Genomic DNA, 4,004 nt, shown 5'->3' with positions numbered 1-4,004 from the left:
CGCCGATGACATGCACCGGCCCGCCATCGGGCATCAGGCGTGGAGATGGTCAGGCCCAGCGGGGCCGCGACCGAAGGATCCCCCGCCATGGACAGGGCGATGCCCAGCATCATGAGGTTGACCGGCTTCATCGGGCGCAGCGCGACCTGGAGCGGGTGATCGGCCGGGGATTGCAGGAAGCGGCCCATGGCGCGCATGGAGCGTCGTCCGAGGCATTGAGTGTTGCGAACAGGTTCTGCCTGTAGGTGTCCACATCCGTATCACGGCTTCTGGCCAGGCTGGCCAGCACGTGGTCCGCCAGCGAGTGGTCTTCCCATGTCAGGGCGGCGGAGACGATGCGGGCGGTCTCGGGGACGATGGCCATGTCATCAAAGGGAATCTGGTCCAGTTCGGCCACCATGCTCAGGTTGCCCATGTCCGGCGCGTTGATGGTCAGCGGCTCCAGGCGCACGCGGCTCGCGTTGCGGTCGCTGGTGCTGCTGGCGTGGATGTTGCCGGTGAAGTGGTCGTAGCCGAAGGCGTTGAGGATGGAGGGGTTGTCCGTTCCGGTGGACCAGATGGTCAGGTTGGTCAGCGTCGTATCCATCCTGTCCTCCGTCTCGGTGGAGGTGCGCGACGTGGCGACGTGGTCGATCTGGAGCATGGGATGCGTGCTGTCGATCTCGACCTTCTTCAGATCCATGGTCTGCGCATGGCTTTCATGGATCAGGTGGCCCGACTGGATCAGGCTCGCCACTTCCCCCGCGAAATCCGGCCCGTCGAAGCGGATATGCTCGACGGACAGGCGGCGCGTGGGCGCAAGGTTGATCTGGGTCGCCAGCCGGTCCATCTCCAGCGTGGAGGAGCGGCCGGTCCCGTACTGCCCCACCACCATGTGCCCGACCGTCACATCGGTCTGGCTGCGCGGAATGGCCAGGTGCATGTTGTTGAACGTGCCCCTGTCCAGCACGAGGGAATCAAAGCCCAGCGGCCGGGCCGTGTCGGCCGTGGCGCGCGCGGTATTGGGCAGCACGAGGTTGGTGAGCGCGACCCGATCCAGCGAAATCGTGCTGTCCGGGGTCATGACCTTCACATCACGCAGGACAAGGCTGCCGATCCGTTCGCCCTGTACGTTGTTGCCCGTCAGCCCGCCCAGCCGCACATCCGCCGCCGTAAGCGTCATGGCCGGGTTGTGATAGGTCACGGCCGTGAAATGCGCGCCGCGCGCCAGCGTGCGCGGCCGGGCCGTGGCGTAGCTGAAGGAGGCGTCAGGCCCGAGGGAGGCCCGGAAGTCGGCAATGCCGGCTTCGAGCCTGCGCTCGGCGAAATGGTGCACCCCCCAGCCGCCGACAAGCAGCGCAAGTACAAGCAGGGGAATGGCGGGATAGAGTTTCTTCACGAGCCTGACATCCGTAATAAGCCTGAGCCGAGTGCTATCGCATTCCGCCCCCCCTCGGCAATCGCCTGAGGGACGGGTTGGTTCCGAAAGATGGCGGTATCATGATACCACACGCTCTTTTTTAGCGGAAAAATGCCGCCTCCCGGCATTATGCACTTGACGTTTGCCGCGCGTACGGATGATAACGCGCCACCCGTTACCGCTACATTATCTGGACGGAACACTGAATCCATGAAGACCACACCCTCGCTGAAACCCGCAGAGGTGACGCGTGGCTGGACCCTGATCGACGCCGAAGGCTCGTTCTGGGCCGGCTGGCGGCGATCATCGCCCAGCGCCTGCGCGGCAAGCACAAGCCCCAGTTCACCCCGCATGTTGATTGCGGCGACAACATCGTCGTCATCAACGCCGAGAAGATCCGTCTGACCGGCAACAAGGTGAACCAGAAGCTGTTCCATTATCACACCGGCTACCCCGGCGGGATCAAGGAACGCACGATCACCCAGCGCCTGACCGGCAAGAACCCCGGCGACGTGGTGCGCAAGGCGGTCGAGCGCATGATCACCCGTGGCCCGCTGCAGCGCGCGCAGATGAAGCATCTGTACGTCTATGCCGGCAGCGAACACCCGCATGACGGGCAGAAGCCGCAGGTTCTTGACGTTGCATCGCTGAACCGCAAGAACGCCGTCACCACCCAGAACGTCGGGGCCTGAACATCATGTCCGAAACACAAGAGCGTACAGGCACGCTGGCCGACCTGAAGGAAGCCGTCGCGACCGGTCAGGTTGTCTCCTCGCAGGAAGCCGCACCCGTTTACGAAGCCAAGCGCGACGCGCAGGGCCGTTCCTACGCCACGGGTCGCCGCAAGGACGCGGTTGCCCGCGTGTGGATCAAGCCGGGCAAGGGCGACATCATCGTCAATGGCCGTCCGGTCGGCACCTATTTCGCCCGTCCGGTCCTGCGCATGCTGATCACGCAGCCTTTCCTGGTTGCCGATCGCTACAACCAGTTCGACGTGTACTGCACCGTTGTCGGTGGTGGTCTGTCGGGTCAGGCTGGTGCGGTCCGTCATGGCATCAGCCGTGCGCTGACCCATTACGAACCCGCGCTGCGCAGCATCCTGAAGGCCGCTGGCTTCCTGACGCGCGATTCGCGTGTTGTTGAACGCAAGAAGTACGGCCGCGCCAAGGCCCGCCGTTCCTTCCAGTTCAGCAAGCGCTGATCCTGCTTTTCCCGCTGCGTGCGCGGCGGGATACGGGTTTTTCAACAGGGTCGGTTCCGCAGGGGACCGGCCCTGTTGTGCATCAGGGCTCCGTCTGGCGGGTGAACGGGTTGGGCATGCGCCCCGCCCTGCGCGTGGGCAGGTGCGTGGGCAGGTCTTTCTGGGCGGCAAGGGTGTCCACCACCTGCTGGAAGAACGCCAGTAACGCGCGCGCGCGCTCCAGCCCGGCGCTGTCACGCTCCAGGTTCGTCTGGCCATAAAAGGCGATGCTGTCCGTGCCGTTTTCCACCGTCATGCCGCCAATGGTGCGGCTGGCGCTGTTATCGGCAAAGGGGACGAGATCGGATTTGGCCCCCGTGGGGGAATGGACTGTCATGGTCATGCCTCCTCTGCCGCCCTTCCTTACCATAGCCAGCGGGTATGGCGCGTATGTCGCGTGCGGCGTGGCGCGCGCATCCTGCCAAAGGGCAGGGTCATGCAGACCTGTTTCATGCTCGGGGGCAGCGCGGGGAAAGGATCAATCCCCGTGACATGGGTGAGCAGGACCACGCTGACATGGCTGCAACCGGGATTGCGCGCCGCATTATGGCATACATACACCCCCGTCTGCCGCCTGCGGGGATCATAGACCGCCTTCCATGTGGAGGTCGGGACCAGCACCCGGTCCGGGCCGATCATGGCGATCGTGCGGGTATGGAAGGCCGGGCCGGTCACGACGTAAAGCTCCCCCTCGCGCAGGGCCAGCCTGCGCACCGCCGATTCGATATCGGCCCATCGGCCCCGGTTCAGTTCCGCGCGCTGGGGCACGATGTTGGACAGGGCGAAGCTTTCCTCCTGCGCCTGCCGGTCGGGCATGTCGCCCGATGGCGTCATGTGCCCACGATCGAAGCCGGAGCGGACATAATCCTCCAGTTCCGCGCGGAAGGGAGAGGGAATGCGGGGATCGGGGTGAAAATCACCCTGGCGCGGGGTGGACATGGCGGCCCGGACCATGGGGGCGTCAAGATGCTCGGCGCTCCATAACGGTTCGTGCGCCAGACTGGAATGCAGCACGGCGAAGCGGGCATTGCACAGAATCTGTGTCTGTGCCGCCAGTTGCGCGTTATCGAGCGTTGGCAACCGGTTCCCGGCCCCGAACTGCGCGCAGTCCGCCGCCCGCGCCGCCGTAACGCCCGCCATGGCCAGCAGGCAGGCAAGGATCGCGACAATCCGGTATCTCATGCGCGGAGCAAACTGGCTGCCAAAAAAACACAAGTTTTCAGGCACCGCCCTTTTTCAAAAAGGCGGTGGCCCCTTCCATGCCATCCAGACGGGGCAACGCCCCGGCAGGTTGCCACGGCTTGCGGCGGGGATGTGGCGGCTTTCACGCCCGGGCCCGCGTGGCACGGATCATGGGGGTGCGGG

4 protein-coding genes and 1 pseudogene are annotated in these 4,004 nt (G+C 64.9%); 2 read left to right on the top strand and 3 right to left on the bottom strand.

Features of this window, described 5'->3' with window-relative positions:
* Positions 1-127: 127 nt before the first annotated feature.
* Positions 128-1,378: a hypothetical protein gene (locus JCM25156_RS23435; RefSeq protein WP_242402595.1), complete on the bottom strand. Its 1,251-nt coding sequence runs from the start codon at positions 1,376-1,378 to the stop codon at positions 128-130.
* Positions 1,379-1,609: 231 nt separating this feature from the next.
* On the opposite strand from JCM25156_RS23435, the pseudogene rplM reads away from it, so the two are divergent.
* Both rplM and rpsI read left to right on the top strand, forming a co-directional pair.
* Positions 1,610-2,091: pseudogene (gene rplM, locus JCM25156_RS10450) on the top strand (50S ribosomal protein L13).
* Between the two features lie 5 nt (positions 2,092-2,096).
* Entirely contained in the window at positions 2,097-2,600 is a 504-nt protein-coding gene (rpsI, locus tag JCM25156_RS10445) for a 30S ribosomal protein S9 (RefSeq protein WP_025813040.1), read from the top strand.
* An 82-nt stretch (positions 2,601-2,682) separates the two neighbouring features.
* On the opposite strand, the gene JCM25156_RS10440 is transcribed toward rpsI, so the two are convergent.
* Together JCM25156_RS10440 and JCM25156_RS10435 are read right to left on the bottom strand one after the other, a co-directional pair.
* Complete coding sequence (locus JCM25156_RS10440; protein WP_025813039.1) at positions 2,683-2,976, bottom strand: hypothetical protein; 294 nt, start codon at positions 2,974-2,976, stop codon at positions 2,683-2,685.
* 26 nt (positions 2,977-3,002) lie between these two features.
* Positions 3,003-3,821 carry a DNA/RNA non-specific endonuclease gene (locus JCM25156_RS10435; protein ID WP_025813038.1) on the bottom strand — a complete coding sequence of 273 codons (819 nt, stop codon included), beginning with the start codon at positions 3,819-3,821 and terminating at the stop codon, positions 3,003-3,005.
* Positions 3,822-4,004 lie beyond the last annotated feature (183 nt).

The organism is Komagataeibacter kakiaceti JCM 25156 (assembly GCF_000613305.1).
The sequence above is the reverse complement of the archived record's forward strand: the minus strand, read 5'-3'. Positions and strand labels throughout refer to the sequence as shown.

What these genes read in the sequence shown, in the direction of transcription:
- rpsI (WP_025813040.1), top strand. Translation starts at nt 2,097, where the DNA reads ATGTCCGAAACACAAGAGCGTACAGGCACGCTGGCCGACCTGAAGGAA.
- JCM25156_RS10440 (WP_025813039.1), bottom strand. Translation starts at nt 2,976, where the DNA reads ATGACAGTCCATTCCCCCACGGGGGCCAAATCCGATCTCGTCCCCTTT.
- JCM25156_RS10435 (WP_025813038.1), bottom strand. Translation starts at nt 3,821, where the DNA reads ATGAGATACCGGATTGTCGCGATCCTTGCCTGCCTGCTGGCCATGGCG.